This window comes from Variovorax sp. Root411, from assembly GCF_001425205.1.
In the GTDB taxonomy this organism is placed as follows: Bacteria; Pseudomonadota; Gammaproteobacteria; order Burkholderiales; family Burkholderiaceae_C; genus Variovorax.
Genome location: NZ_LMDW01000020.1, coordinates 140452 through 166890, shown reverse-complemented (window position 1 = coordinate 166890; position 26439 = coordinate 140452). Strand labels below are relative to the sequence as shown.

Sequence of the window (26439 nt, the reverse complement as noted above, 5' to 3'; positions counted from 1 at the left end):
AACCTTGTCATCCAAAGTCTCCCGCATTGCCCTGTCGGCTTCGGCCGCCGCCATTGGCGGCATCGCGGCGTACTGGACCCTCCTCGCGACGCGCCAGGGGCACATCCTGTTCAACGCCCGCAAGCTCCCCGTCGTCCACCTGTCGGACGACTTCTCCACCTACTCCCACACCGTGCCGGGCGGGATGGTCCGCGGGTATGTCTACCACCCCCAGGGTGAAGACACGCTGCAGGACCTGTTCGTCTATTTCGCCGGCCGCGGCGAGGACGTGCGCGCCACCGCGCAGATGCTGCACTGGCTGCCTGCGGGCTTCGGCTTCGCCGCGATCAACTACCGCGGCGTGGCCGACTCGCAGGGCCATCCTTCCGAGATCGCCTCCGTCGAGGACGCGGCCCAGTTCGCCAACCACCTGCGCCGCGCCTTTCCGCAGGCGCGCCTGCACGTCGTCGGCCGAAGCCTGGGAACTGGCGTTGCCATCCAGCTCGTGGCGCTGCAGGACTTCGAGAGCCTGCAGTTGGTGACGCCCTACGACTCGATGCTGGAGATAGCGAAGAAGCGGTTCCCGCTCGTGCCGCTGTCGCTGTTGCTGCGGCACCAGTTCAACTCGCTGGAGCATTCCAAGGAGGTTGCCGCGAAAACCCAGGTGCTGCTGGCGGAGCACGACGACGTGGTCGTGCCCGAGCGCTCGCAGAAACTCATCGCCGCATGGCCCACGCCGATCTGCGTGCAGACGATTCCGGGGTCGAACCATCACAGCATCATGGGGCTCGAAGCGACCTGGCTTCATCTCATCGACTTTGCGTTGACGGCGATTCTTCCGGAGCCGAAGGCGGCGTAGCTTTCGTCAAACCCGGCTTGCGTTGACACGGTCAATCCCGTACGCTGGCCTGGCGTCCACGCGCAGCACTCGAGCCCTTGCGGGCCGCCGGGCCGGCCTTGCGGACGTGAAGGAGTCCACGCCATGCCAAGCCGATCGAACGGCCCCACGGCCGAAATGGAAGCAGTGCGAACGCTGGCGCTCGTCGGTGCCGCCGCAGCCGGCAAGACTTCCCTCTCCGAGGCCCTGCTGCACAAGGCGGGCGCCATCATGGCGCGCGGCAGCATCGAGCGCGGCAGCACCGTCAGCGACTACGACCCGCTGGAGCGCCGCATGCTGCACTCGCTCAACGCATCGGTGATGCACCTCACGCATGCCGGCACGCGCATCCACTTCATCGACACGCCCGGCGGCCCCGACTTCCTTGGCCAGAGCCTGCCGGCACTGGAGGCGGTCGAGACGGCGGCGGTGGTCATCAATGCCGCTACCGGCATCGAGCCGATGACGGTGCGCATGATGGAGTACGCGGCCTCGCGCCACCTCGCCCGCATGATCATCGTCAACAAGATCGACTCGCAGGGCGTCTCGCTGGCGGGCCTGTTGGCCGACATCCAGGCGACCTTCGGCCGCGAATGCCTGCCGCTGAACCTGCCCGACGGGGTCGGCAAGCAGGTGGTGGACTGCTTCTTCAACCGCTTCGGGCAGTCCGACTTCGGCCCGGTCGAAGCAGCGCACCGCGCGCTGGTGGAGCAGGTGGTCGAGGTCGACGCGGCCTTCGTCGACCGTTACCTCGAGGAGGGCGACGTGGATCCGGCCGAGCTGCACGCGCCGCTCGAGCAGGCGCTGCGCGAAGGCCACCTGATCCCGGTGTGCTTCGTCTCGTCGCGCAGCGGCGCCGGCGTGGCCGAGCTGCTGGACCTGATCGTCAAGCTCCTGCCCGATCCGACCGAAGCCAACCCGCCGGACTTCATCGTTGGCGAGGGCGCAGAGGCCCAGCCCATGGAGGCCAAGCCCGACCCGACGCTGCACGTGCTGGCGCATGTGTTCAAGGTCACGAACGACCCCTATGTCGGCAAGATGGGCATCTTCCGCGTGCACCAGGGCACGCTGACGCGCGACAGCCAGCTCTACATCGGCGACAGCCGCAAGCCGTTCAAGGTGGGCCATCTGTTCATGCTGCAGGGCAAGGACCACGTGGAGGTGTCGCGCGCCGTGCCGGGCGACATCGTGGCGGTGGCGAAGATCGAGGAAATCCACTTCGATGCCGTGCTGCACGACGCGAGCGAGGACGACCACGTTCATCTCGCGCCGCTCGCGTTTCCGGTGCCGGTGCACGGACTGGCCGTGGAGCCCGCACGCCATGGCGACGAGCAGCGCACCTGGGAGATCCTGGGCAAGCTCTCGGCCGAAGACCCTTGCCTGCGCATCGAGCACGTGGCCGCCACCAACGAAACGATCCTCTACGGCCTCGGCGAGCTTCACCTGCGCATGGTGCTCGAGCGCCTGCGCGAGGTGTACCGCTTCGAGGTGCGGACGCGGCCACCGCGCATCGCCTATCGCGAGACGGTGGCCGCGCCGGCCATGGGCCATCACCGCCACAAGAAGCAGACCGGCGGCTCCGGCCAGTTCGGCGAAGTCTTTTTGCGCATCGAGCCGCTGGCGCGCGGCGCCGGCTTCCAGTTCGATGACGAGGTCAGGGGCGGCGCGATACCGAGCCAATTCATCCCCGCAGTCGAGAAAGGCGTGCGCGAGGTGCTGCTGGGCGGCGTGATCGCCGGCTACCCGGTGGTCGACGTGCGGGTGGTGGTGTACGACGGCAAGCACCACAGCGTCGACAGCAAGGACATCGCCTTCGCGACCGCAGGCCGCAAGGCCTTCATGGCAGCGGTGCGCGAGGCCAGGCCCGTCGTGCTGGAGCCGATCGTGCAGATCGAGATCGTCGTGTCCGAGCATTCCGTGGGCGACGTCACAAGCGACCTGTCGTCGCGGCGCGGCCTGGTCACCGGTACCTCGGCCATGGGAATCGGCACCGTGGTCGTTCGCGGGCAGGTGCCGATGGCCGAACTCGCCAGCTATCAGTCGCGGCTCAATGCGATGACCAGCGGCCAGGGCCGCTACACCATCGCGCTGTCGCACTACGAAGCCGTGCCGCCGACAACGCAACAGGCGCTGATGGGCCAGTTCCAGGTGCGCGACGAGGCTTAGCCCAGGGCGTCGTTCACCTGCTCGCGAAACTCGCTCAGGCTGACGGCCGTGCCGAGCTCGCGCGGCAGCGCATCGCGCACCGAGAACACGCCGAGCACCTTCGCTCCCGCAACCAGCGGCAGATGGCGAAAGCCCCGTTCGAGCATGAGCACCACCGCGTCGGACACGAGCGTTTCGGGCGGTATGCAGATGGGGTTGGGCGTCATGACCTCGCGCACCGCGGTGCGATCGGGGTCGAGCCCGCGCGCAAGCACCCGGGTCATCAGGTCGCGCTCGGTGAGGATGCCCAGCAACCTGTCCGGCAGCTCCATGACGAGAACGCTGCCGCAATTGGCCCGCGTCATCACGCAGGCAGCGTCGCGCACGCTGGCGTGCGGGCCCAGGCTGACCACATGTGTGCGCGAGATGGATTGGAAAACGGTGCGCTCGGCCATGGTGCGCCCTCCGGAAGTAGCGTGAATGGTGCCGCCGGCTATCGCTCAGCGCAAGGAGTCGTTGAGCCGTGCCAGCGCCCCGGCGCCGGGGCACAGCTGGGCCGGCCCCAGCGCGTTGAGTGGCCGGTCGCTGGTGTTGAGCGCCGTGTGCAAGTCGGTGGCCAGCGGATCGACATAGAGCAGTCCGGTGACCACTTCGCCCATCTCCTGGTGCCGTTGCATGTAGGCCATCGCGGCATAGCGGTCGCCGGGGTTGTAGTCGGGGTGCAGGCTGCGCAGGCGCAGCAGCGTGCCGTCGTGCTGGCGCACGTCCACCACTTCGCCCGCCCCCATGTCGACGGTGATTTCCTCCCGCCCGCTGATGAAGTCGATGCGGCTCACCGCCTCGTTGTGCTCGCGCACGTAGTCGTAGCTCTTGGTGCTGCCGGGGTGGTTGTTGAAGGCCACGCAGGGGCTGATCACGTCGATGAAGGCAGACCCGCCGTGGCTGATCGCGCCCTTGATGAGTGGCACAAGTTGCGCCTTGTTACCCGAAAAGCCCCGCCCCACGTAGCTGGCTCCCAGTTGCAGCGCCATGGCGACCAGATCCACCGGGCTGTCGCTGTTGACGACGCCCTTCTTGCTCCTGGAACCCTGGTCGGCCGTGGCCGAGAACTGGCCCTTGGTCAGGCCGTAGACGCCGTTGTTCTCCACGATGTAGGCCATGCGCACGCCTCGCCGCATGGCGTGGGCGAACTGTCCGAGGCCAATGGAAGCCGAATCCCCGTCGCCCGAAACACCCAGGTACAGCAGGTCGCGGTTGGCGAGGTTGGCGCCGGTCAGCACACTGGGCATGCGGCCGTGCACGGTGTTGAAGCCATGCGATGCGCCAAGGAAATAGTCCGGCGTCTTGGAGCTGCAGCCGATGCCCGAGAGCTTGGCCACGCGATGCGGTTCGATGTCCAGCTCCCAGCAGGCCTCGATGATGGCGGCGGAGATCGAGTCGTGGCCGCAGCCGGCGCACAGCGTGGAGATCTTGCCCTCGTAGTCGCGCCGCGTGTAGCCGACCTTGTTGGTGGTCAGCGTCGGATGGCGCAGTCGGGGCTTCGCGAGATAGGTCATGCAAGTTCCTTCGTGCCGGTGCTGCCGGATGCATGCGTGCGCACATGCGAGCTGATCGCCTGCACGATGAAGCGGGCGGTGATCGGCGTGCCGTCGAAATGCAGCACGCGCACGAGCCGGGCCGGGTCGGTGTCCAGTTCGTTGACCAGCAGGCTGCGCATCTGCGCGTCGCGGTTCTGCTCGACCACGAACACCTTGTCATGCTGCGCCAGGAACTGCACCACGTTGTCCGGGAAGGGGAAGGCGCGCAGCCGCAGTGCATCGAGGTGGATGCCGCGCTCTTCCAGCGCCTGCAGCGCCTCGTGCATCGACGGGCTGGTCGAGCCGAAATAGATCACGCCCAGCGCGGTCTTTTCGGCGGCAGGCCGCAGCACCGGCTGCGGCACCAGCGTGGCCGCGGTCGCGAACTTCTTCAGCAGCCGCTCCATGTTGTAGATGTAGTCGGGCCCGCGCTCCGAATACCGGGCGTAGGCGTCGCGTGTCGTGCCGCGCGTGAAGTAGCTGCCCTTGGTCGGATGCGTGCCCGGCAGCGTGCGCCACGGAATGCCGTCGCCGTCCACGTCCTTGTAGCGGCCGAAGTCGCGGCCCGCCTCGAGCTCCTCGGCGCTCATGACCTTGCCGCGGTCGTAGGCCTTGCTGTCGTCCCAGGCGAAGGGCTCGCACAGGCGCTGATTCATGCCGATGTCCAGGTCGGTCATCAGGAACACCGGCGTCTGCAGCCGGTCCGCCAGGTCCAGCGCCGCCGCCGCTTGCTCGAAGCATTCGTGCGGGTCTTCGGGGAACAGCAGCACGTGCTTGGTGTCGCCGTGCGAGGCATAGGCGCAGGACAGGATGTCGGCCTGCTGCGTGCGCGTCGGCATGCCGGTGGAAGGGCCGCCGCGCTGCACGTTGATCAGCGTGATCGGGATCTCGGCGAAGTAGGCCAGCCCGATGAACTCGGCCATCAGCGAAATGCCCGGCCCCGAAGTCGCCGTGAAGGCCCGTGCGCCATTCCAGCCGGCGCCGACCACCATGCCGATCGAGGCCAGTTCGTCTTCTGCCTGCACGATGGCGAAGCGGTGCTGGCCGGTGGCCGGGTCCACGCGGAATTTCGCGCAGTACTTCTGGAAGGCCTCGGCCACCGAAGACGACGGCGTGATCGGATACCAGGCAGCGACCGTGGCCCCGCCATACACGCAGCCCAGCGCCGCGGCGCTGTTGCCGTCCACGAAGATCCGGTCGCCCACCCCGTCGGCGCGCCGCACCTGAAGCCCCACGGGCTCGCGCAGGTTCTCCCTCGCGAAGTCGCAGCCCAGGTGCAGTGCCTGCACGTTGGAGGCCAACAATTTTTCCTTGCCCTTGTACTGCTCGCCGAACAGCTTCTCGACCACTTCCGGCTCGATGCCGAGCAGGATCGCCAGCGCGCCCACATAGACGATGTTCTTGAACAGCTGGCGCTGGCGCGGGTCCTGGTAGACCGCATTGCAGATCTCCGTCAGCGGCATGCCGATGACGCGGATGTCGTCGCGGAACTTCGATGGCGGGAGCGGCCGCGTGCTGTCGTAGAAAAGATAGCCGCCGGGCTCCAGTTCGGCCACGTCGGCGTCCCAGGTCTGCGGGTTCATCGCCACCATCATGTCGGTGCCGCCGCGCCGCCCAAGATGGCCCTGCTCGGTCACCCGCACCTCGTACCAGGTCGGCAGGCCCTGGATGTTGCTCGGGAAGATGTTGCGCGGGCTCACCGGCACGCCCATGCGCAGGATGGCCTTGGCGAACAGCTCGTTGGCCGAGGCCGAACCCGAGCCGTTGACGTTGGCGAACTTGATGACGAAGTCGTTGACCGCTTCGATCTGCTTCATGCGGTGACCCCCTGCCCTGCCGGCGTCATCTTCAGCAGAAACTTCTGCATGTCCCACGCGCCGGTGGGACAGCGCTCGGCGCACAGGCCGCAGTGCAGGCAGACGTCTTCGTCCTTGACCATCACGCGGCCCGTCTTGAGCCCGCCGGAGACGTACAGGTCTTGCGCCAGGTTCAGCGCCGGCGCCTTGAGCCGGGGCCGCAGTTCGGCTTCGTCGCCGTTGTCGATGAAGTTGATGCAGTCCATCGGGCAGATGTCCACGCAGGCATCGCATTCGATGCAGGCGGTCTCGGTGAACACGGTCTGCACATCGCAGTTCAGGCAGCGCTCGGCCTCCTTGAAGGCGGTGGCGGCGTCGAAGCCAAGCTCGACCTCCACGCGGATGCTGGCCAGCGCCGTCTCGGCCTTGGCCCACGGCACCTTGTAGCGCAGGTCGTTGGAGGTGTCGTTGCCGTAGCTCCACTCGTGGATGCCCATCTTCTGCGACACCAGGTTGGTCATGGGCGCGGGCCGGACATAGACCGGTTCGGCGCGCAGCAGCTTGTCGATCGACACTGCCGCCTCATGCCCGTGGGCCACGGCCGTGATGATGTTCCTGGGCCCCAAGGCCGCATCGCCACCGAAGAACACGTGGGGCACCGTCGACTGGAAGCTGCTCTTCTCGAGCACCGGCAGGCCCGACTTGTCGAAGCCGATGCCGCTGTCGCGCTCGATCCACGGAAAGGCGTTTTCCTGGCCCACCGCGACCAGCACCTCGTCGCATTCGAAGTACGCGTCCGGCGCGCCCGTCGGCACCAGCGTGCGGCGGCCCTGGCCGTCGTATTCGGCCCGGACGATTTCGAAACGCATGCCCAGCAGCCTGCCCTCCTCGTGCACGAAGGCCTTGGGCACATGGAAGTCGATGATCGGAATGCCTTCGTGCTGGGCATCTTCCTTCTCCCAGGGCGAGGCCTTCATTTCGTCGAAGCCGCTGCGCACGATGACCTTCACGTCGGTCCCGCCCAGGCGGCGCGCCGACCGGCAGCAGTCCATCGCGGTGTTGCCGCCGCCCAGCACGATCACGCGCCGGCCGATGCTGCTGACGTGGCCGAAGGACACGGAGTTCAGCCAGTCGATGCCGATGTGGATGCCGGCCGCTGCCTCCCGGCGTCCGGGAACGTCCAGGTCGCGCCCGCGCGGTGCGCCGCAGCCGACGAAGATCGCGTCCCACCCCTGCGCCAGCAATGCCTTCATCGAATCGATGCGCTCGCCGCTGCGGAAGTCGACGCCCAGGTCGAGGATGTAGCCCGTCTCTTCATCGATCACCGACTCCGGCAGGCGAAAGCGCGGAATTTGCGTGCGGATGAAACCACCGGCCTTGGCCTCGCCGTCGAACACCGTCACTTCGTAGCCCAACGGCGCAAGGTCGCGCGCCACGGTGAGCGAGGCCGGCCCCGCACCGACGCAGGCGACGCGCTTGCCGTTCTTCGGTCCGGGCTTCGGCATGCGCGCGCGCACGTCGTCTTTCATGTCGGCCGCCACGCGCTTGAGCCGGCAGATCGCCACCGGCTCGGGCGCCTTCGTGTTGCCTTCTTCCACCCGCCCGCGCCGGCAAGCCGGTTCGCAGGGCCGGTCGCAGGTGCGCCCCAGGATGCCGGGAAAGACGTTGGAGACCCAGTTGATCATGTAGGCGTCGCCGTAGCGGCGCTGCGCGACCATGCGGATGTATTCAGGGACGGGGGTGTGCGCCGGACAGGCGTACTGGCAATCGACGACCTTGTGGAAGTAGGCCGGATCTGCAATGTTGGTGCGCTGCAATGCGTGTCTCCTGGCAAGCCTCCCTGGACCCCGGAGGGGCCGGCGTGCGGCTCTGCCGCCAGTATGCGCCGCACTGGCGGGCGCACGGCCTTGGTGGATTCCCGCAGCGCGCCGGGCTATGCCTTAGTGGCCAATCCCCGCATCAATACCAGCAATGCGTGTTCGAGGTCTTGCCCGAAGTCGTAGCGCAGGCTCTCGAGGCCGGGTTGCTCGATCACCTGCGCCGAAACCTCCGCCGGGTTGCTCAGGGGCCATAGCCCGATGATCAGCGGCAGCGCGTGCCGGACCAGACGTTCGAAGGCCTGCACCGGCACGGTGGGCAGGCGGGCATGAAAATCCTGCGCCGTCTGTTGCCGCACTGCGAGCAGGTTGCGCTTGAATTCGACCATGCGTTCGAACGATACGTTGCGCTCGAGGATCGACGGCAGGATGCTGGTCAGCCGGCAGAGCAGCGGCCGAGCGGCAATGGATGAGGAGAAGGCGCGGGCGATGTGTTCGATGGTCGAACTCCTCTTGCCGCCACGAGCCAGTTCCACGCCGAGTTCGGCATGCCACCCCACGAATTCCTCGACGAGCACATCCATCAGCACCGCCTCGCTGCTTTCGAAGTACCGGTAGACGTTCGATTTGGTCATCTGCGCCTGGCGCGCGAGTTCGTTGATCCCCAGATCGAGGACGGTGGGGCTCTGGCGCAGCATCTCCCGGGCGGTGGCCAGCAGGTGACGGCGGCGCTCTTCCTTCTGCTCGGCAGAGCGAGCGCGCACGTAGGAGGTCGGTGAGTTCATGGGGTGATTCAGCAATACCTTCATCAAAAGACCATTGGTCTGTTATATTGAAGACCATTGGTCTCCAATCTTGCCAGAAAGCAACGATGCCGACCATCGCATCAGCTTCACTGTGATTTCAAAAGGCAAACATCATGGCTACCAACGACGACTCATGGGTTCTCATCACCGGCGCCTCCAGCGGTTTTGGCGAAGAGTTCGCAAGGCAATATGCGGCAAAGGGACACCCGCTGGTTCTGGTTGCACGCCGGCTCGACCGGCTCCAGGCATTGGCCGAGTCGCTGCACCGGAAATACGGCGTCAAAGTCGTGGTGGAGCAGGTCAACCTGTCGGACGTGGCCGCAGTCACCGGGTTGCACGCGCGCCTTCGCGATCGCGCAATCGCAGTCGATATCCTGATCAACAACGCCGGCCACGGCCTGCAGGGGCCGTTCCTCGATACGCCGATGGATGGCGCGCTGGACATGGTGCAGCTCGACATCGCGAGCCTTACCGCCATGACCAGGCTCTTCGGCCAGGACATGCGCGGGCGAGGCCGTGGAAAGATACTGCTCGTCGCCAGCCTGCTGGCGTATTACGGCGTGGAGAACATGGCGGTGTACGGCGCGGCCAAGGCCTACGTGCTGCGCCTTGGCGATGCGTTGCACCGCGAGTTCAAGCGTGACGGGGTGACCGTGACTTCGCTGTGCCCGGGCATGTCGGACACCGGATTCGCACAGGCCGCCAAGCAGAAGATCACGTTTGCGCTGAAGCTTCTGATGATGAAGCCGGAACCGGTCGTGCGGGCGGGGATTCGTGCGCTGCATGCGGGCCGCATGAGTGTTGTTCCAGGCTTCAACAACAAGGCTGCCGCAGCCATGGTCTGGGCAACACCGAGATGGCTGCACCAGGCCATCTTTGCGCGCATCATGAACGGCTGACCGCTCGGGCTTGCAACAGCCTTGCGCCCGGACCTCCGCTATCCCTTCGCAACGATCACGTGCGCCTGTATCTTGCCGGCCACCGGGCCTTCGCCATGGCGGCTGGCGATCGCCTGAGTGGCGCGGTCCGTCGCGAGCTGAAGCAAGCTGGCGTCGCGCGCCTCGATTTCGTTGCGCAGCGGCGTTCCCTGGCAATAGGCGGTGGCGACCTCGCGTGCCGAGGGCGCGCGACTCACCTCCTCGCGCGTCTCGATCTCGATGTCGGTAAACCCTGCGCGGCTCACATCCTCGCGTATCAGTGCGACATCGTGATAGCCGTGCGGCGTGCGGGCAAGGAATCGCGGAGGGTCGTTCGGAAACATCGCGGCAACGGCGTTGGTGACGTCGTCGGCAAAGGCGTTCTCTTCGATGCGGTCCCAGACACTGAAGACGAAGCGCCCGCCTGGCCTCAGCACGCGACGCGCCTCGGCGTAGCCGGCGACCCGGCTGGGGAAGAACATCGCGCCGAACTGGCAGCAAACGACATCGAACGAGGCATCTTCGAACGGCAGGCCGAGCGCATCCGCCTGCCGCCATTCGATGCGGCCGTCGGGCCCCTGGCGCGCGGCGGCATAGTCGAGCATGGGCTGGTTGAGGTCGGTCACCACGTAGCGTGCGTCGGCGCGCAGTTGTGGCGCAAGCGCACGCGTGACCACGCCGCTGCCGGCGGCCGTTTCAAGCACCGAGCCGGGCGAGGAGGCAGCGACACGCTGCGCCATGTCGGCGGCATAGGCCTCGAAGATCATGGGGACCATCAGCGTGTCGTAGAACTTCGGGATCGAACCCGCGAACACCTTGTCGCTCTCAGCCATGGGATCTCCTTGAGTCCGCCGCCTGGTGGGGCCACCCGCGACGATCCGCCATGGTGGCCGCGCCCGCCGGCCTCGTCAACGGCGCCGTCCTGCGGACTCCCCCTCAAGGTAACCTGTCGCCATGGACTCCCTCATCGCCGCCTCCGCCCGCGCCCTTGCCGCCGGCGATGCACTCGGCGCCCTCAAGCGGGTCGCCCTGCGCGACGATCCGCCGGCGCTGGCCCTGCGCGGCATCGCCATGGCGCAGCTCGGGGAACACCCTCGCGCGCGCGAGTTGCTGCGGCGCGCCGCGCGCGACTTCGGTGCCCATGAAGAGCTGTCGCGCGCGCGATGCATCGTCGCCGAGGCCGAAGTCGCGCTGGCCATGCGCGACCTCGGCGGCTCCCCACGCCCGCTGACGGCGGCGGCGGCCACGCTGGAGGCGCACGACGATCGCGCCAATGCATTGCAGGCGCGGCTGATCGCGGCACGCCGGCTCCTGCTGCTCGGCCGCCTCGACGAAGCCGCCGCCGCACTGATGCACCTCGATGTGCGCGGCCTGCCGCCAGCGCTGGTGGCGGTGGCCGAACTCAGCTCGGCCGAACTGGCGCTGCGCTCGCTGCGCATCGGCCCGGCCCAGGCCGCACTCGCCCGCGCGCACGAAGCGGCCGGCCGCGCGCGCGTGCCCGCACTGCTGGCCGAGGTGGCGGAAGCGCGTGCGGCCTTCGAGCGACCCGCCGCGCGGCGCCTCTTCGCGGGTGGGGAGCAGGCGCTGCGCCTCGACGAAGTGGCCGCCCTCCTCGCCTCGAACGCGCTGGTGGTCGACGCCTGTCGCCGAGGCCTGGGCGCTGGCGACGCATGGCTGCCGCTGGCCCGTCGGCCGATTCTGTTCACGCTGGCGCGCGCGCTGGCAGAAGCATGGCCCGCGGACGTCGACCGCGAAGCCTTGATCGCATCCGCGTTTCGCACCCACCGGCCCGACGAAACGCATCGCGCGCGGCTGCGGGTCGAGATCGGCCGCCTGCGCGCGCTCGTCACCACGCTGGCGAGCATCGAGGCCACGCCGCGCGGCTTCGTGCTCAAGCCGCATGGCGAGCGCGCGGTCGCGCTGCTGGCACCGCCCATCGACGGAGACCAGGCCTCGCTGGTGGCGCTGCTGTCCGACGGTGCGGCGTGGTCGACCTCGGCACTGGCGCTGGCGCTCGGGGCCAGCCAGCGCACGGTGCAGCGCGCCCTCGCCGAGCTGGAGGCCGAAGGACGGGTGCGCTCCATCGGCCAGACGCGGGCGCGCCGCTGGCTGTCGCCGCCGCTGGCGGGATTCACGACGATCTTGTTACTCCCCGCTGCGCTGCCGTTTGAATAGAGTTGTCTCCAGGCGCCGATCCACGGCGCTACAGGAGCCAACAATGACCAGCAGGAAGAGCAAGGACACAACCCAGGCCACGGTGCGGCCGGCCGAGATCGTGCGCGAGTACGGCCCCTTCACCGATTCCAACGACGTCGCCGGCGTGACCCACGACGGTCGGTACGTCTGGGCCGCCACCGGCGCCAAACTGGTGGCCTTCGACCCCGCCACTGGCGCGACCACGCGCACGCTCGACGTCGCCTGCGACGCCGGCACCGCCTTCGACGGCACATACCTCTACCAGATCGCCGAGTCGCGCATCGACAAGATCGACCCCGCCACCGGCAAGGTGTTGGCGTCGATTCCCACGCCCGGCCACGGCTACGACTCGGGGCTCACCTGGGCCGAGGGCAGCCTGTGGGTGGGGCAATACCGCGACCGCAAGATCCACCAGGTCGACCCCGAAACCGGCGCGGTCGTGCGCACCATCGAATCGAACCGCTTCGTCACCGGCGTGACCTGGGTCGACGGCGAACTGTGGCACGGCACCTGGGAGGCGGAAGAAAGCGACATCCGCCGGATCGACCCGCAAAGTGGCGCGGTGCTCGAGCGGCTGGAGATGCCGCGCGGCGCCGGCGTCAGCGGGCTCGAGTCCGATGGGGCCGACCTCTTCTATGCCGGCGGCGGCAAGAGTGGAAAGGTCCGCGCCGTGCGCCGTCCACACAACCCCACGGAGCACTGACATGATCACCACGACCGAACCGGGCATCGCGAACCATCCCGTCGTGTCCAGCGAAAAATGGCTCACCAAGCGCAAGGCATTGCTTGCGCGCGAGAAGGAGCTGACGCACCTGCGCGACCAGATCGCCCGCGAGCGCCGCGCGCTGCCGTGGGAGCACGTCGAGAAGAACTACGTCTTCGACACGCCCAACGGCAAGCGCACGCTCGCCGAGCTTTTCGAAGGCCAGCGCCAGTTGCTGGTGCAGCACTTCATGTTCGGCCCAGGCTTGGAGCAAGGCTGCCAGAGCTGCTCCTTCATGGCGGACCACACCGACGGCATGAACGTGCACCTGGCGCACCGCGACATCACGCTGGTCGCCATCTCGCGCGCACCGCTGGCCGAGATCGCGCGCTTTCGCGAGCGCATGGGCTGGCGGTTCAACTGGGTGTCGTCGAACAGCAGCGACTTCAACCGGGACTTCCACGTCAGCTTCACGCCCGAGGACCGCGCCGGCGGCGAGGTCTACTACAACTACGGCATGCAGCCCTTCCCTCAGGAGGAAGCGCCCGGCGTCAGCGTGTTCTACAAGGACGACGCAGGCGAGGTGTTCCACACCTACTCGACCTTCGGCCGCGGCGTGGAAGTGATGATGGGCGCGTACAACCTGATGGACCTCGTGCCGGAGGGCCGCGGCGAGCGCGACGTGCCCTACAAGATGGAATGGGTGCGCCACCACGATCTGTACGAACCGCAGCCCGACGCGAAGGCTGCCGGGTCGTGCTGCTCGGAGCACAGCTGAAGCGCGAGCGGCCCGGGCGCGTGGAGACAACATCATGGCAAGCCTCTGGCCATGGCTGGCGGTCGCGGGAGTCGGCGCCCTTCACGGGCTGAATCCCACCACCGGCTGGATGTTCGCCGCCGCCTGGGGCGTGCGGTCGCGCGACCGGAGGCAGGCGCTGCGAGCCCTGCTGCCGATCGCCATCGGGCACGCCGCATCGGTCGCGCTCGTCGCCGCCGCGGTGGCACTTGGCCTGTCGATGGACGGCGTGATGCTGCAGGCGCTGGCGGGCGGGCTTCTTGTCGCCGTCGCGGTGTATCACCTGCGGCGCCGCAATGCAAGGCATGCGCGGGCAGCGGCCGGGAATGCCGGGCTGGCGCTCTGGTCTTTCATGATGTCCACCGCGCACGGCGCGGGATTGATGCTGGTGCCGGCGCTGATCCCGCTGTGCATGAGCGGCGCACCGGCTGCCCGGGAGATCACCGCGTCGGGCTCGCTGCTGCTGGCGCTGGCGGCCGTCGGCGTTCACACCGCGGCGATGCTCGCAGTCACCGGTGTGATCGCCATTGGTGTTTGCCTTGGCTTCAGGGCCGCCCGCGCTACTTCCGCCCCTTCGGCAGGCGGAAATCCGGCGACCCCGCCACCACCTTGCCGATCTCATCCATGAGCGCCCGCGCGCCGGGCGAAGGGAACGCGCCCATGCGCTGCGTCAGGCCGATCTGGCGTCGGGTTTCCTCGAGCGGAAAATCGAGCACCACGAGGCTGCCGTCGCGGATCTCGTAGCGAAGCTGATGCGCGGAGATCGCGGTCAGCATGTCGCTTTCGAGCAGCAGCCCGCGCAGCACGGCGAGGTCGCCCGTTTCCACCGCCGGCAGCGGCGGCGCCTGCCGCGCATCGGAGAAGAAGCGCTCCAGCAGCTCGCGCGACGGCGAGCCATGGCGCGAGAGCGTCCAGCTCGCCTCGCGCAGCATCCTGAAGTCGATGCGCTTCGCCCGCGCGAGCGGATGGCCGGCGCGCGCGATCACCGAGATGCGGTCTTTGAACAACGGCTCCTGCTGCAGGTCCTTCGCTTCGGCCGAGCTGCGCAGCGCGCCGAGGATGAAGTCGATGTCGCCGCTGCGCAGCGACGCGGCCAGCGCATCGTACGGGCTCTCGACGGTGGAGACATGCAGGCGCGGATGGCGCGCGAGCAATGACGCGATCGCCAGCGGCAGGATCTGCGTGCGCCCGAGCGGCAGCGCGCCCACCGTGATGTTGCCCTGCAGGGTGCCTTCGCTGGCCGCGATGTCGGGCCCGATGTGCCGCAGCTCCGACAGCACGCGCTTGAAATAGAAGGCCACGATCTCGCCCGCCGGCGTTGCCGACAGGCCGCGCGCATTCCTGTTGTACAGCGCGACGCCGAGCCCGCTTTCCAGGTCTTTCAGCGCGCTGCTGATGGCCGGCTGCGTGATGCCGAACTCGCGCGCGACAGCGGGCATGTTGCGCTTTTCCGCGAGGCTCGCGATCACGGCGAGACGCCTGCCGTTCAGGATCGAGGTGAAGAGCGAATGGACGTCGGCGGCGCCATCGATGCCGCCGCGTGCCACCAGCTGCGTTCGCGCCTCCTCGAACTCGCGCTCGATACGAAGCGCACGCACCAGCACCAGCTCGCCATAGGCGTTGAGCGCCATGCCCCGCGAGCGCCGGTCGAACAGCGGCCTGCCGAGCGCGGCCTCCAGGTCGAGGATCGAGCGCGTCACCGCCGACGCCACGCGAAACAGCGCTTCGGCGGCCGCGGCAATGCTCCCGGCCGACGCCACGGCCGAGAACGCGCGCAGATGGCGCAGGTTGATGCCGAGCGCCACGCTGTCGGTGTGCTCAATAACTTTGTGATGTGCGGGTTTTCGGTTCACGGACGGCATTCCCCTCTCAGCTGCGCATTTTCATATTCAAGGGTTAACCCTATTCGATAAAAAAGAATGATGGCAAAGCAACGCTAACTCACGCCACGCAGGGCCGCCGCGGCACAGACTTCTTCCATGCCTGAAGCACCCCCTGCATACCTTCCGGAGCGTTGCGAATGATCATCGACTGTCACGGCCACTACACGACCGCGCCCAAGGCCCTCGAAGCCTGGCGCAACCGGCAGATCGCCGGCATTGCCGACCCATCGGCAATGCCCAAGGTCTCGGAGCTGAAGATCGGCGACGACGAGCTGCGCGAGTCCATCGAGAGCAACCAGCTGCGGCTGATGAAGGAGCGCGGCAGCGACCTGACCATCTTCAGCCCGCGCGCGAGCTTCATGGCGCACCACATCGGCGACTTCGAGGTCTCGTCCACCTGGGCCGCTATCTGTAACGAGCTGTGCTTCCGTGTGAGCCAGCTGTTCCCCGATCACTTCATCGGCGCGGCCATGCTGCCGCAGTCGCCGGGCGTCGACCCGGCCAGCTGCATCCCCGAGATCGAACGATGCGTGCACGAGTACGGCTTTGTCGGCATCAACCTCAACCCCGACCCCTCGGGCGGCCACTGGACCAGCCCGCCGCTGTCCGACCGGCACTGGTACCCCATCTACGAAAAGATGGTCGAGCTCGACATTCCCGCGATGGTGCACGTGAGCACCAGCTGCAACGCCTGCTTCCACACCACTGGCGCGCACTACCTGAACGCCGACACCACGGCCTTCATGCAGTGCCTCACCTCGGACCTGCTCACCGACTTTCCAACGCTGCGCTTCGTCATTCCGCACGGCGGCGGCGCGGTGCCCTACCACTGGGGGCGCTTCCGCGGCCTGGCGCAGGAAATGAAGAAGCCGCTGCTCAAGGACCACCTGCTGAACAACATCTTCTTCGACACCTGCGTGTACCACCAGCCGGGCATCGACCTGCTGACGCGCGTGATCCCGGTCGACAACGTGCTCTTCGCGAGCGAAATGATCGGCGCGGTGCGCGGCATCGACCCCGAGACCGGCTTCCCCTACGACGACACGCGCCGCTACATCGATGCCACGCCGCTGCTCGACGACAAGGCGCGCCACCAGATCTACGAAGGCAACGCGCGCCGCGTGTACCCGCGCCTTGACCGCGCACTCAAGCAAAAAGGACTCTGAACATGTCGACCACTCCCGTCCTTCAAGAACTCGGCGTCGTTCACCGTCGCGTCGTGCGTGCCGATGCGGCTGCCGTCGAGAAGCTGTCGCGCTTCGGCGTGTCCACGGTGCATGAGGCGCTGGGCCGTCTTGGCCTGATGGCGCCGCGCATCCGCCCCATCCACCCCGAAGCCCGCATGTGCGGCACCGCTATCACCGTGCTGCTGCAGCCCGGCGACAACTGGATGCTGCACGTCGCGGCCGAGCAGATACAGCCCGGCGACGTGGTGGTCGCAGCCTGCACCGCCGACAGCACCGACGGCTTCTTCGGCGACCTGCTCGCGACCTCGTTCAAGGCGCGCGGCTGCAAGGGCCTGGTGATCGACGGCGGCGTGCGTGACGTGCGCGACCTCATCGCCATGGACTTCCCCGTGTTCAGCCGCGCCATCCATTCGAAGGGAACGATCAAGGCCACGCCGGGTTCGGTGAACGTGCCGGTGGTGTGTGCCGGCGCGCTGGTGCAGCCGGGCGACGTGGTGCTGGCCGACATCGACGGCGTGGTGGTCGTGCCCGCGCAGCTGGCCGCACGCGTGGCCGATGCCGCCGAGGCGCGCGAGGCCAACGAGGCCGGCAAGCGCGCGCGCTTCGCGGCCGGCGAGCTGGGCCTGGACATGTACGCCATGCGCGAGCTGCTCGCCAAGGCCGGCCTGCGCTACGTGGACTAGACCGGCCGCCCTGTTCGAAACAACGAGAGACAACAATGAACAATCCGGCTCAGGTCGACGTCAAGGCCTTCATCGACGCCCGCTCCATGAGCGCCATGCAGTGGCTGCTGCTAGTGCTTTGCTTCCTGGTGGTCGCGGCCGACGGCATGGACGTCGCGATCATCGGATTCCTCGCGCCTTCCATCCTGCAGGAATGGGGCGTGTCGCGCGCCGCCTTCGGCCTCGTGATGAGCGCCGCGCCCTTCGGGCTCGTGTTCGGCGCGCTGGTCGCCGGCCCCGCGTCGGACCGGCTGGGCCGCAAGACGGTGCTGACGGCCTCGGTCTTCCTGTTCGGCATCTTCACCGTCGCCACCGCGTTCGCGCAGAACCTGCCTCAGATGGCGGCGCTTCGCTTCCTCACCGGCCTGGGCCTCGGCGCGGCAATGCCCAACACGACGACGCTGCTGTCGGAGTACGTGCCGCAGCGTTCGCGCTCGCTGCTGATCGCCGTGATGTTCACCGGCTTCAACCTGGGTTCGGGCGTGGTGGGCTTCGCCGCGGCGTGGCTCATTCCACATTTCGGCTGGCGCTCGGTGCTGTTGCTGGGCGGCGCGCTGCCGCTGGTGCTGGTGCCGCTGCTGCTGGCCCTGCTGCCCGAGTCGGCCCGCTTCATGGTGGTCCGCAGGCAGCCGGCCGAGCGCATTGCCGCCGTGCTGGGCCGCATCTGCCGCACCGTGTTCCCGGCTGGGACCACCTTCGTCGCGGCCGAGCCGCCGGTGGCGGCGAAGAAGCCGATCGGTGTGCTGTTCTCGCGCGGCTACGGGCTGATGACGCTCGCCCTGTGGACGACCTACTTCATGGGCCTGCTGGTGATCTACCTGCTGACCGGATGGCTGCCCACGCTGATCAAGGACGCAGGCCTTCCCATCGAGACCGCCGCGACGGTGACCGCCATGTTCCAAATCGGCGGCACGGTGGGCGCCATCCTCGTGGGCTGGACCATGGATCGCACCGCGCCGACGCGCGTCATCGCCGCCGCCTATGCGGCGGGCGCCGTCTGCATCCTGTGTCTCGGCACGTCGGGCGCGCTGTCGGCGTCGCTCGCGCTGCTGGTGGCGCTGGCCGGCTTCTTCATGAGCGGCGCGCAGACGGGGCTCAACGCCTTCGCGCCCGGCTGCTACCCCACGATGGCGCGCGCCACCGGCGTCAGCTGGATGCTGGGCATGGGACGCTTCGGCAGCATCGTCGGTTCGATGTTCGGCGGCGTGCTGCTGACGATGGGATGGGGCTTCGGCGCCATCGTGTCGCTGCTGGCCGTGCCGGCGCTGCTGGCTGCGGCCGCAGTGCTCAAGGCCCGGGCCGCGCAGGCCGACGACGGCTCCGCGGGCAGCCCCCGACTGGCGCGCACCTGAAGCCATGCCGAATTTTTTCCCCACCCCTTCCGTCATCGCGCCGCACTGAGCGCAGGAGCTAATTCATGGCCCAGATCATCGGCGCCGTCGCCTGTTCCCACACCCCCACCATCGGCTTCGCCTTCGACAAGAAAAAGCAGCAGGACCCGGTCTGGGCGCCCATCTTCGAGGCCTTCGCGCCGGTGCAGCAATGGCTGGCCGAGAAGAAGCCCGACGTGCTCTTCTTCATCTACAACGACCACGTCAGCTCGTTCTTTTTCGACCACTACTCGGCCTTCTCGCTGGGCGTGGGCGAGCGGCACGAGGTGGCCGACGAAGGCGGCGGCGCACGCGACCTGCCGCCGCTGGCGGGCCATCCGACACTGGCGCGGCACATCGGCCGCTCGCTGGTGGCCGACGAGTTCGACATGTCTTTCTTCCAGGACCGCGCGCTGGACCATGGCGTGTTCTCGCCGATGTCGCTGCTGTGCCCGCACAAGCCGGCATGGCCTGTGCCGGTGATCCCGCTGCAGGTGGGCGTGCTGCAGTCGCCCGTGCCGTCGGCGCGGCGCTGCTACAAGCTCGGCCAGGCGCTGCGGCGCGCGATCGAGAGCTATCCGGACGACATCAGGGTGGCGATCGTCGCCACCGGCGGCCTTTCGCACCAGGTGCACGGCGAGCGCGCGGGCTTCAACAACTCCGCCTGGGACGCGCAGTTCCTCGACCTGATCGAGAACGACCCGGTGCGGCTGACCGAGATGACGCAGGCCGAACTGGCAACGCTCGGCGGCATGGAAGGCGCCGAAGTCATCATGTGGCTGGTGATGCGCGGCGCCCTGTCGTCCAATGTGCGCAAGACGCACCAGAGCTACTACCTGCCCTCGATGACGGGCATCGCCACCGCCATCTACGAGAACCTCGCGAGCCCGCCCGTGGCCGGGGAAGTCGAGCGGCACCGCCGCCGCATCGCGGAAGAACTGGCCGGCGTGGAAGCGCTGCGCGGCACCTACCCGTTCACGCTCGAGACCAGCGTGCGCGCCTACCGCCTCAACAAGTTCCTGCACGGCATGACGCGCCCCGCGCACCGCGCCGCCTTTCTTGCCGACGAGGAGGCCGCGTTCGAGGCCGCCGGCCTGACGGACAGAGAGCGCGACCTCGTGCGCCACCGCGACTGGCGCGGCCTGATCCAGTACGGCGTGATCTTCTTCATGCTGGAGAAGCTGGGCGCGGTGGTGGGCGTGTCGAACCTGCACATCTACGCCGCGATGCGCGGCCAGTCGCTGGAAGACTTCCAGCAGACCCGCAATGCGCCCGGCGCCCTGTATTCGGTGGCCGGCAAGGACGCCGCGCCGCAGGCATGGGACAGCGCCGCCGCACCGCAGCCGCGCTGAGCCGCCCCCTTTCCATTCCGGAGACAACGAACATGAAAACCCTGCTTTCCCGACGCCTCGCCCTCGGCATGGCCGCACTGGCGGCGTTCGGCCAGCTAGGCGTTGCCCGCGCGGTCGACGCCTTTCCGTCCAAACCCGTGAAGATCCTCGTGGGCTACAGCGCCGGCGGCGCGGTCGACGCCATCGCGCGCTCGGTCGGCCTGCGGATGTCGGCCATCCTCGGCCAGCCGGTCATCGTCGAAAACAAGCCCGGCGCAGCCACGAACATCGCGGTCAAGTCCGTCATCACGAGCCCGCCCGATGGCTACACCCTGCTGCTGGCCGCCAATGCGCTGGCGGTGAACCCGTCGCTGTTTCAGCCCGCGCCCTACGACCTGGAACGCGAGCTGACGCCGGTGGCTTCGGTCGGCCGCGTGCCCGTTGTGTTCACGGTGCGCGAGGAGTCTGCGATCAAGACCCTGCCTGACCTCGTCGCGGCAGCCAAGGCAAAACCGGGCAGCGTGACGGTTGCCACGCCTGGCAACGGCTCGACGCCGCATCTCGCGATGGAACTTTTCCAGCACACGGCCGGCCTGCAGCTGCGGCACGTGCCCTACAAGGGCGGCGCGCAGGCGCTCACCGACGTGCTCGGTGGCCACGTGGAGGTGGTTGCGGTCAATGCGCTCGAAGCGCTGCCGCTGGCCAAGTCCGGCAAGCTGCGCGTGCTGGCGGTGATGAGCGCCGAACGCTCGGCCGTGCTGCCGGGCGTGCCGACCGTCGCCGAGTCGGGCTACCCGGGTTTCGAAGCCAGCGTCTGGTACGGCCTCGTCGGGCCGGCCGGGCTGCCCAAGCCCGTGGTGGAGAAGCTGCACGACGCGGTGCAGAAGGCCATCGACTCGCCCGAGGTGCGCAACCAGCTCGCCGCAGCGGGCGGCGCTCCTTTGCCGGGGCCGACGGCTCAGTTCGAGAAGCTGCTCAAGGCCGACGTGGCGCGCTACGGCAAGCTGATCCGCGAAGCCAACATCAAGCCCGACTGAGCGCCATGACCACAGCCATCACCCGTCGCCAGGCCTGCCTGACTGCGGTCGCCAGCGCTCTGCTGCCGGCGAGCCGCACTGCCCTGGCCCAGGGCTATCCGGCCAAGCCGATCCGCATGGTCATTCCCTTCACGCCCGGAGGCTCCACCGACGTGCTCGGCCGGGCCATCGGCCTCGAGCTGGGCCGCGCCTGGCACCAGCCCGTGGTGGTCGACAACCTCCCAGGCGCCGGCGGCTCCATCGGCGCGGACAAAGTCGCGAAGTCGCCCGCCGACGGCTACACGCTGCTGATGGGGCACATCGGCACGCTGGCCATCAACCCCTCGCTGTACCCCAAGCTCGACTACGACCCCGTGCGCAGCTTCGCCCCCGTGGCCTGGGTGGCTCGCGTGCCGAACGTGCTGGTGGTGCATGCCTCCGTTGCGGCGCGCACGCTGGCCGAGCTGGTCGCGCTGGCCAAGGCGCGTCCGGGCCAGCTGGCCTTCGGCTCCGGCGGCAACGGCAGCGCCGCGCACATCGCGACGGAGTACCTCAAGCTGCAGACCGGCGCGTCATTCCTGCACGTGCCATACAGGGGCACGGCGCCAGCCGTCACCGACCTGCTCGCAGGGCAGCTGCAGCTGCTCTTCACCGGTGCACCCGCGCTGCTGCCGCACATCAAGTCCGGCAGGCTGCGCGCGCTGGCGGTGTCGAGCCCGAAGCGCATCGCGCTGCTGCCCGACGTGCCCACGGTGGCCGAAAGCGGCGTGCCCGGCACCAAGGATTTCGAGGCCGACCAGTGGTACGGCGTGGTCGCGCCGGCCGGGACGCCGGCGGACATCGTCGCCATGCTCAACCGGCAGATCAACCAGTCGCTCAACTCGGCGGACGTGCATGCGCGGCTGGCCGCTGAGGGCGCCGAGCCCACGCCCACCACGCCGCAGGCCTTCGGCCAACTGATCGCGAGCGAAATGAAGCGATGGGAGCGCGTGATCAAGAGCGCCCACATCACCGTCGACTGACATTGCGGAGACACACGCCATGAAATCGCTCGTTCGCCTGCTGCTCGCACTGGCCGTTGCGGCACTGCTCCCCGCGTGCGCGCAGCCGCCGCAACCCGCGGGCGGCAAGACGGAAGTGCTCTGGCTCGGCCAGTCGGCATTCCGCATCACCACGCCGGGCGGCAAGGTGATCGTGACCGACCCCTGGCTCAAGCAAAACCCGCTGACGCCCCCGGCGTACAAGAACCTCGAGGCCCTGGGCAAGGTCGACGTGCTGCTGGTCACGCACGGCCACCTCGACCACTTCGCGGATGCGCCGGCGCTGGCGCTGCTCAACCAGGTGCCGATGTACGCGCCCGGCGACATGAACCAGACGGTGGGGGTGCTGGGCATCCTGCCGCCCAACCTGGTGCCGCGCTTCAACAAGAGCGGAACGATCAACCCCGCGCCGGGCATCAAGGTGACGGCGGTGCACGCCGAGCATTCATCGATCATCGTCTGGAAGAACCCCGCCACCGGCAAGGACGAGGTGCACCCCGGTGGCGAGCCGGTGGGCTACATCATCGAGGTGGAGAACGGCTTCCGCATCTACCACATGGGCGACACGGGCCTGTTCGCCGACATGAAGTTCATCGCCGACTACTACAAGCCCGACCTCGTGCTGATGCCCATCGGCGGCCACTTCACGATGGGCCCGGCGGACGCAGCCTACGCCACGCGCGAATGGCTCAGGCCGCGCACGGTGATTCCGATGCACTATGGCGCCAACCCGCTCGGCAAGGGCACGCCGGAGGAATACATCCGCGCGCTCGGCGACAGCCGCACGCGCGTGCTGGCGCTGAAGCCCGGCGAGAAGGCCATCTTCTGAAAGGACACGCAGCACCATGGGAACGACACTGGGCCTCATCGGTTATGGCGAAGTAGGCGGCATCTTCGGGCGCGGCCTGCGTACGCAGAACGGCGTGGATGCCGTCTGGGTGTGGGACAAGCGCTTCGCCGATCCCGCCGCGGGCGCGGCTACGCGCGCGGCGGCGCAAGACGAAGGGATGCGCGTGGCGAGCGGCATGCAGGAGCTCTGCAGCCACGCCGGCCTGCTCGTCTCGGCGGTCACCGCCTCCAACACGCTCGCCGTGGCCGTGGAAGCCGCAGGCCACGCGCGCTCAGGCGCCCGCTTCCTCGATCTCAACTCCGCATCGCCCGGCACCAAGCAGCGCGCCGCGGCGGCGCTGGAGGCCGCGGGCGTGGCCTATGTCGAGGCCGGTGTCATGACCTCGGTTCCGCCCTACGGCATCCGCGTGCCGATGCTGCTGGGCGGCCCGCAGGCCGAAGCGCTGGCCGGGACATTGGGCGGCTGGGGCATGGACGTCCGCGTGGTCAGCGACCGGCTCGGCGTCGCCTCCGCGATCAAGATGAGCCGCAGCATCATGATCAAGGGGTTGGAGGCGCTGGTCATCGAAAGCTACACCACCGCAAGGCGCTACGGCGTGGAGGAGCACGTGCTGCCCACGCTGAAGGAAACCTTTCCGCAGATCGACTGGGACAGACAAGGCGCCTATTTCTTCAGCCGCGTGGTGCAGCACGGCAAGCGCCGCGCCGAGGAAATGCGCGAGGCGGCGCAGACCGTGCGCGAGGCCGGCTTCGATCCGCTGATGACGGCCGCCATCGCGGCGAAGCAGGACTGGGTCGCCGCGATGGCGCGCGAGGGCCTGTTCGACGGGCTCGACGCCTCGAGCGACTGGCAGGCCTACTCGGACCGGCTCATCGGGCGCGAGTGACCATGCCGGATTCCATCAAGGGCATCTGCTCCATGGCCACGAAAGGCCTGCTGCTGGAACTTGCCGCGGCGTACACGCGCGCGAGCGGCGTGCCGGTTTCCATCGAAGCGGTGGGCGGCGTGGATGCCGTACGGCGCGTTTCGGCCGGCGAGCCATTCGACGTGGTGGTTCTCGCCTCGGACGCCATCGACAAGCTGTGCGCGGCCGGCAAGCTGGACGCATCGCGCAAGACGGACGTAGTGCGCTCCGGCGTTGCCGTGGCCGTCGCCGCGAACGCGGCGCGGGTCGACATCTCTACGGAAGAAGCGGTGCGGCGTGCCGTGCTGGACGCCGCCGTCATCGCCTGCTCGACCGGCCCCAGCGGCGTGGCGCTGGCCGCGCTGTTCGAGCGCTGGGGCATCGCGGACGCCATCAAAGGCCGGCTGGTGCAGGCGCCGCCAGGCGTGCCCGTGGGCTCCCTGATCGCGCGGGGAGAAGCCTCGCTGGGCTTCCAGCAGTTCAGCGAACTGATCGGCGTCGAAGGTATCGCGCTGCTGGGGCCGCTGCCGCCAGCGATCCAGATCACCACGGTCTTCAGCGCGGCGCCGGTGAGGAATGCATCGAAGCCGGATGCGGCCAATGCGCTGCTCGCCTACTTCGCTTCGGCGGCCACCGAGGAAGCCAAGCGCCGGCATGGCATGGAGCCGGCCTAGCGGCCAGCCGGCTTGCGCGAGCCGTTGCCATTGACCTTTCCCGCCGTGACCAGCCCTGCGCTCTCGACAAAGCCGTGGATCAGCTTCAGCCGTGGTGAAGCCCTCGACCACAGGATGCCGAAGCGCCGCGTCTCGGAAGGCAGCGGCAGCGCGATCTTGGCGACGCGCTGCCCGTCGAGCAGCGGCGAGGCGATGTCAGGCACGATCGACACGCCGAGGCCGCGGTCGACCATCATCGCGATGGCCAGCAGTGAACTGAGCTCGAAGCGCTCCTGCGGAACGATGTCCGCCGCGCGCAGGTAGCGGTCGGCCTGCTTGCCGCCGCCGAGATTGCGGTCGTAGCGGATGAGCGGCGAGGTGCGCAGCAGCTCGTGCGGGTCGCGCCGCGCGAGGCGGCTGGGCGCGAGCAGCACCAGCGGCTCCTCGCGCAGCAGCGCCCAGTCGAAGGTCTTCGCGAGCGCGAACGACGGGTACAGGCACACGGCCGCATCGAGCTCGCCCTGCTGCATCGCCTTGTAGAGCGTGGCGGTGGTGCCCGACTGCAGGAACACCTTGACACCCGGATGCGTCTTCACGAAGCGCGCGAGGATGTCTGGCAGCAGGCTGTGGATGGCCGTGTTGATGGTGCCGATGACCAGCTCGCCGCTGGCCGCTTCGCTGCCGAGCATCGCCTTGATGTCGCTCACATCGCGCAGCAGCGTGCGGGCCCGCTGCACCAGCCGGTGCCCCGCCTCGGTCGGCTGCACCGTGCGGCCGGCGCGCGCGAGTAGCGGTGCGGCGAGTTCTCGCTCGAGCGCGCGGATCTGCTGCGCCACCGCGCCGGGCGTCAGGTCGAGCCGGCGAGCGGCCTCCGACATCGAGCCCGATTCCACCACCAGAAGAAAGCTTTGCAGGTAGGCCGTTTCCATGAAGATAGATTTTCTACGATGTGATCACAGGGAACGGCTGTTTTTCTTCTCTCATGAACTGCGGACACTGCATCCATGAGAAGCAAACTCTTCGTTCCCGGCACCCGCCCAGAGCTGTTCGCCAAGGCACTGGCCAGTGCGGCGGATGCCATCTGCCTCGACCTAGAAGACGCGGTGTCCGAGCCGCGCAAGGACGAAGCGCGCGAAACCGTGCGCCAGCTGCTGGCCGGCGCCGATGTGGCCGCGTCGCAAAAGACGCTGATCGTTCGCATCAATGCCATGGACACGCCGCACTTCGAGCGCGACGTGGCAGCGGTGGCGCAGGCCGGCGTGCACCTGATCAACCTGCCCAAGCCGCAGAGCCCGGCACATGTGCGCACGGCGGCCGAGGCCATCGAGCGCGCGGAGCGGGCCAACGGTGCGCACGCGCCCATCGGCCTGCTGCTGAACATCGAGACACCCGCTGCCCTGCGCACGGCCGCCGAGCTCGCACTGGCGCATCCGCGCGTGGCGGGGTTGCAGCTGGGGCTGGGCGACCTCTTCGAGCCGCTGGGCATCGCGCGGCGCGAGCCCTCCGCGATCCGGCAGGCAATGTTCACGGTGCGCATCGCGGCCGGCGAAGCGGGCTTGTATGCCTACGACAGCGCCTTCGCCGACATCCGCGACGCCGAGGGCTTTCGTGCCGAGGCGATGCTCGCGCGCGACCTCGGCTTTCTCGGCAAGACCTGCATCCACCCGAGCCAGATCGCCATCGCCAACGAAGTGTTCCGGCCGACCGACGAAGAAATCGCGCACGCCCGCAAGGTGGTCGAGGCGGCGCGAGAGGCCGATGCCAAGGGCGTCGGCGCCTACATGGTGGACGGAAAGATGATCGACATCCCCTTCGTGATCCGCGCGCGCGCCATCGTCGAGAGCGCACGCAGCCTGGGGCTGCTGCCCGGCTGA

At 68.3% G+C, this 26439-nt stretch carries 25 protein-coding genes; 17 read left to right on the top strand and 8 right to left on the bottom strand.

The genetic code is table 11. The features are described 5' to 3' along the window. The first annotated feature begins 4 nt into the window (after positions 1 to 4). A complete protein-coding gene (locus ASC92_RS25265; protein WP_056521305.1) occupies positions 5 to 838 on the top strand; it encodes an alpha/beta hydrolase in 834 nt (277 codons plus the stop codon). Between the two features lie 123 nt (positions 839 to 961). After that, positions 962 to 3022, top strand: coding sequence for an elongation factor G (fusA, locus tag ASC92_RS25260; RefSeq protein WP_056521303.1), 2061 nt, complete (start codon positions 962 to 964; stop codon positions 3020 to 3022). Here fusA and ASC92_RS25255 read toward each other — a convergent pair. The 5 genes from ASC92_RS25255 to ASC92_RS25235 form a co-directional block, all read right to left on the bottom strand. After that, positions 3019 to 3456, bottom strand: coding sequence for a CBS domain-containing protein (locus ASC92_RS25255; RefSeq protein ID WP_056521300.1), 438 nt, complete (start codon positions 3454 to 3456; stop codon positions 3019 to 3021). The two genes, fusA and ASC92_RS25255, sit on opposite strands and share 4 nt — an antisense overlap. 45 nt (positions 3457 to 3501) lie before the next feature. Further along, positions 3502 to 4557, bottom strand: a complete 1056-nt coding sequence (locus ASC92_RS25250) for a 2-oxoacid:ferredoxin oxidoreductase subunit beta (protein WP_056521298.1) — start codon at positions 4555 to 4557, stop codon at positions 3502 to 3504. Next, positions 4554 to 6395, bottom strand: a complete 1842-nt coding sequence (locus ASC92_RS25245) for a 2-oxoacid:acceptor oxidoreductase subunit alpha (protein ID WP_056521295.1) — start codon at positions 6393 to 6395, stop codon at positions 4554 to 4556. Before ASC92_RS25245 ends, ASC92_RS25250 begins: the two co-directional genes overlap by 4 nt. Continuing rightward, positions 6392 to 8191: an FAD-dependent oxidoreductase gene (locus ASC92_RS25240; RefSeq protein WP_056521292.1), complete on the bottom strand. Its 1800-nt coding sequence runs from the start codon at positions 8189 to 8191 to the stop codon at positions 6392 to 6394. Before ASC92_RS25240 ends, ASC92_RS25245 begins: the two co-directional genes overlap by 4 nt. 116 nt (positions 8192 to 8307) lie before the next feature. Next, complete coding sequence (locus tag ASC92_RS25235; RefSeq protein ID WP_056521289.1) at positions 8308 to 8976, bottom strand: TetR/AcrR family transcriptional regulator; 669 nt, start codon at positions 8974 to 8976, stop codon at positions 8308 to 8310. A 134-nt stretch (positions 8977 to 9110) separates the two neighbouring features. On the opposite strand from ASC92_RS25235, the gene ASC92_RS25230 reads away from it, so the two are divergent. After that, positions 9111 to 9896 (top strand): SDR family NAD(P)-dependent oxidoreductase, encoded by a 786-nt coding sequence (locus ASC92_RS25230; protein WP_056521286.1) that lies wholly within the window; start codon positions 9111 to 9113, stop codon positions 9894 to 9896. Positions 9897 to 9934: 38 nt separating this feature from the next. Here the strand turns inward: ASC92_RS25230 and ASC92_RS25225 are convergent, their stop codons facing one another. Beyond that, the gene (locus ASC92_RS25225; protein WP_056521282.1) at positions 9935 to 10747 is read right to left on the bottom strand and encodes a class I SAM-dependent methyltransferase; all 813 of its coding nucleotides are present in this window, start codon (positions 10745 to 10747) and stop codon (positions 9935 to 9937) included. A 121-nt stretch (positions 10748 to 10868) separates the two neighbouring features. Between ASC92_RS25225 and ASC92_RS25220 the strand changes: the two genes are divergently transcribed. Genes ASC92_RS25220 through ASC92_RS28315 form a run of 4 tightly spaced genes read left to right on the top strand, consistent with a single transcriptional unit; the run spans position 10869 to position 14237 of the window. Next, positions 10869 to 12089: a hypothetical protein gene (locus ASC92_RS25220; protein WP_056521279.1), complete on the top strand. Its 1221-nt coding sequence runs from the start codon at positions 10869 to 10871 to the stop codon at positions 12087 to 12089. 43 nt (positions 12090 to 12132) lie between these two features. Next, on the top strand, positions 12133 to 12813 hold the full coding sequence (locus tag ASC92_RS25215) for a DUF6923 family protein (protein ID WP_056521277.1): 681 nt from the start codon (positions 12133 to 12135) through the stop codon (positions 12811 to 12813). Between the two features lies 1 nt (position 12814). Then, positions 12815 to 13591, top strand: coding sequence for a DUF899 domain-containing protein (locus tag ASC92_RS25210; RefSeq protein ID WP_056521274.1), 777 nt, complete (start codon positions 12815 to 12817; stop codon positions 13589 to 13591). A 34-nt stretch (positions 13592 to 13625) separates the two neighbouring features. After that, entirely contained in the window at positions 13626 to 14237 is a 612-nt protein-coding gene (locus ASC92_RS28315; RefSeq protein ID WP_082519716.1) for a hypothetical protein, read from the top strand. Here the strand turns inward: ASC92_RS28315 and ASC92_RS25205 are convergent. Continuing rightward, positions 14170 to 15462 carry a LysR family transcriptional regulator gene (locus ASC92_RS25205; protein WP_235506003.1) on the bottom strand — a complete coding sequence of 431 codons (1293 nt, stop codon included), beginning with the start codon at positions 15460 to 15462 and terminating at the stop codon, positions 14170 to 14172. The two genes, ASC92_RS28315 and ASC92_RS25205, sit on opposite strands and share 68 nt — an antisense overlap. Before the next feature lie 167 nt (positions 15463 to 15629). Between ASC92_RS25205 and ASC92_RS25200 the strand changes: the two genes are divergently transcribed. From ASC92_RS25200 to ASC92_RS25160, 9 genes are all read left to right on the top strand, one after another. Next, the gene (locus ASC92_RS25200; RefSeq protein ID WP_056521269.1) at positions 15630 to 16658 is read left to right on the top strand and encodes an amidohydrolase family protein; all 1029 of its coding nucleotides are present in this window, start codon (positions 15630 to 15632) and stop codon (positions 16656 to 16658) included. Positions 16659 to 16660: 2 nt separating this feature from the next. Beyond that, positions 16661 to 17362 carry a 4-carboxy-4-hydroxy-2-oxoadipate aldolase/oxaloacetate decarboxylase gene (gene ligK, locus ASC92_RS25195; protein ID WP_056521265.1) on the top strand — a complete coding sequence of 234 codons (702 nt, stop codon included), beginning with the start codon at positions 16661 to 16663 and terminating at the stop codon, positions 17360 to 17362. 35 nt (positions 17363 to 17397) lie between these two features. After that, positions 17398 to 18753, top strand: coding sequence for an MFS transporter (locus ASC92_RS25190; RefSeq protein ID WP_056521262.1), 1356 nt, complete (start codon positions 17398 to 17400; stop codon positions 18751 to 18753). 65 nt (positions 18754 to 18818) lie between these two features. Further along, complete coding sequence (locus tag ASC92_RS25185) at positions 18819 to 20123, top strand: gallate dioxygenase (protein ID WP_056521260.1); 1305 nt, start codon at positions 18819 to 18821, stop codon at positions 20121 to 20123. 32 nt (positions 20124 to 20155) lie between these two features. Then, positions 20156 to 21139 (top strand): Bug family tripartite tricarboxylate transporter substrate binding protein, encoded by a 984-nt coding sequence (locus tag ASC92_RS25180; protein WP_056522142.1) that lies wholly within the window; start codon positions 20156 to 20158, stop codon positions 21137 to 21139. 5 nt (positions 21140 to 21144) lie between these two features. Then, positions 21145 to 22140, top strand: coding sequence for a Bug family tripartite tricarboxylate transporter substrate binding protein (locus ASC92_RS25175; protein WP_056521257.1), 996 nt, complete (start codon positions 21145 to 21147; stop codon positions 22138 to 22140). A 19-nt stretch (positions 22141 to 22159) separates the two neighbouring features. Further along, complete coding sequence (locus ASC92_RS25170; RefSeq protein ID WP_056521254.1) at positions 22160 to 22987, top strand: metal-dependent hydrolase; 828 nt, start codon at positions 22160 to 22162, stop codon at positions 22985 to 22987. A 16-nt stretch (positions 22988 to 23003) separates the two neighbouring features. Beyond that, positions 23004 to 23894 carry a DUF1932 domain-containing protein gene (locus ASC92_RS25165; protein ID WP_056521251.1) on the top strand — a complete coding sequence of 297 codons (891 nt, stop codon included), beginning with the start codon at positions 23004 to 23006 and terminating at the stop codon, positions 23892 to 23894. Positions 23895 to 23896: 2 nt separating this feature from the next. Then, entirely contained in the window at positions 23897 to 24586 is a 690-nt protein-coding gene (locus ASC92_RS25160) for a substrate-binding domain-containing protein (RefSeq protein ID WP_200936032.1), read from the top strand. Here the strand turns inward: ASC92_RS25160 and ASC92_RS25155 are convergent. Continuing rightward, a complete protein-coding gene (locus ASC92_RS25155) occupies positions 24583 to 25494 on the bottom strand; it encodes a LysR substrate-binding domain-containing protein (RefSeq protein WP_056521248.1) in 912 nt (303 codons plus the stop codon). The two genes, ASC92_RS25160 and ASC92_RS25155, sit on opposite strands and share 4 nt — an antisense overlap. Positions 25495 to 25569: 75 nt before the next feature. Here ASC92_RS25155 and ASC92_RS25150 point away from each other — a divergent pair, with 75 nt between their 5' ends. Beyond that, the gene (locus ASC92_RS25150) at positions 25570 to 26439 is read left to right on the top strand and encodes an HpcH/HpaI aldolase/citrate lyase family protein (protein WP_056521245.1); all 870 of its coding nucleotides are present in this window, start codon (positions 25570 to 25572) and stop codon (positions 26437 to 26439) included.